The following is a 2,317-nucleotide window of genomic DNA, read 5'->3' on the forward strand; positions in this document are numbered from 1 at the left end:
GGTGCATCTCCAGAAAAATCTTGTCGTCGCCTCCCAGTCCATAAACGGCTTTGTTGCCTTTTGCTACCACATAGTCGTCTTTATCCGTGGTGTCCGCCACCAGCCGGTCAGACAGTGCATCCATATCCCAGATTTTGATGCCTTTTTTACCGCTGCTCTCCAAATCCCTGATGACCTGATGCCGTATAGTTCGCAAATCATCTTCATATTCTTTATAACGATCTTTGAGATGCTGCTCTCCCGTTTCCCTCCAGGCAAATCGGCTATAGCCTTCCTCTGCCGCATCCCCGGCCATCTTATCGATATACTCTTTAAACCCCTCACTGGCTATCAGGGCATCAAAGTCCTGGCGAGCGTTGGTGGGCGGGATAAAAAGCGCGATGATGGTCTGAACCACTCCAAGCAGGGTGGAAAGTAAATCCAACACAAAAGCGACCGGTGCCAGAACCAGCGTGACTTCCAAAGCGCCACTGACCGCATCCATCACAACAGTAATGGCGTCCAGTGCAGCCATCACTGCATAAAAAATCACCTGGTCTTCATTGCCTGCCTCAGCAGCATCCTTTGCAGCCATGCCATTGGCGGCCATGGAAGCGACGCCTGCCGCCACGGCAACGAAGGTTCCCACGAAGGGAACAAACCTGGCCAACCGGGATGTGGTTTTCGCCGATAATTGGATGGCGCTTTTTCCTATCAGCCTTGGCGCATTTTTAATGGCCGCACCGGCAAGACCCAACCCTTCATCAGAAAAGCCGGCGGCTTTGGACAGGACTGAATGGGCGGTTCTGGTCAAACCGAAAATGCTGCCAGTGTACCCCAACGCCACCCCGGTAATGCCCATGGCATAGGTTTCTGGTGACAGAGAGTCCCGGAATTTATTCAAGTTGTACAGCGACACCGAGCTTTGGGCCAGGCCCGATATCCCCATACCCACACCTAAGCCCATCTGGGCCGGGCCAAACCAGGATTTGGCGGCCAGTTTTGCCTGAAAGTTCTGAAACTTTTTCAAGGTCGGGGATTGGTCAACCCCCTTTTTCCTGAGCCAGCGGTCAATCATGTTTTCCCGCAAAGCCCCGGCCTGTTTCAAGGCATCACTGCTTTCATGGCTGCCTTTTTGATCCACCATGGAGTCGACAATGGCCTTGAATTCATCACTGCCCCTGATAGCCTCCTTCAAATCGCCAATGTCTTCCTCAAACCCTGCCTTGCTGTATATCTCCAGGACTCTGTCCATGGCCCCTTCCACGGAAGCAGCTTTACCCGCCGACAACAACTGCACCAGCTCCGTCATCACCTTCCGCTGGAGTTTGCTGTCATCAGCGGGGCTGACTGCCGAAACGGCAGCAAATCTCTGGTTGGCAAAGAGATTAATGGTTTTCAGCAGCTCTGCCGCCTTGCCTTCAGTACCCGATGCCCTCAGTTGTTGTTTTAGCGACTCCAGCTCCCTGCTGGTCAGTGTTTTATCCAGCTCGTCATCCACGAGATCAAGGGTTTGGATGACAGAACGACCACAGCTGTCCCCCGCAGCCCTGCGACAAACCACCTTTGGTAAATCCGGATCGGGCAGGTTCAGCGTTCTGCTAAAAGCGTTAAGCCGTTTGCGAAAAGGCTCCCCGGCGATATTCCAGTTGCTTTCATCGCCGGACAGGGTTTGCAGCAAGTCAACGCTGTTTGAAATTCCCTGTCGCAGTGACCTCGCAATGTCTGCACCAGTGTCAACAGCGTCCAATTCTTTGACTAAGTCAGCGGCTGTTGCCAGACGATCCAGCTTAGCGACCACGTCCAGGCGGGCGGGCATCACCCTGACCCTGCCCGGGTCGTTGATGGCGAGACCTTCAGAATTATTTCGAACCCCAAGCGCTACCAGGTCACCGCCGGTGTGTTCTCCCGCAATCGCCTTGTCCAGCACCTTAAAAAGCGTTAAGGCGCCAACGGCCACCAGCCCCTGCGTCATGGTGGTGCCAATAAACATCCGGTTTTGCCGGGTATCCACCCAGGATGCATCGAGAGTCAGAGTCGGATTGAGTTCCACTTCAACCCGGCTTCCCCGGACATCCAGCGGCAAAGTCACCACGTCAGTCAGTGTGCTTAACCTGTCCACCCGTCGGCACTGAACGTCGTCAAGGCGTTCATCTGCTGCTATCTGTCCGGCAATATCATTGAGTTCAAGTTTCAGCAGCTCACCGGCCAGTTCAGAACGTGCCCGCCATTGGCGAGGATCAGCGACAATGCCTGTTTTTTGCTCATCACTGACCCGATCAATCAATGCCTGCCCAAGTCGATTCCGATCACTGGCACCCAGTTCACCGACTCGTTT

1 protein-coding gene is annotated in these 2,317 nt (G+C 54.1%); it reads right to left on the minus strand.

The annotated features are described in order from the left end of the window. On the minus strand, positions 1-2,317 hold a 2,317-nt coding region (locus KDK19_RS09450), incomplete at both ends, for a hypothetical protein (RefSeq protein WP_257291820.1).

The sequence above is a fragment of the Endozoicomonas sp. ONNA1 genome (genome assembly GCF_024606325.1).
Classification (GTDB): domain Bacteria; phylum Pseudomonadota; class Gammaproteobacteria; order Pseudomonadales; family Endozoicomonadaceae; genus Endozoicomonas_A.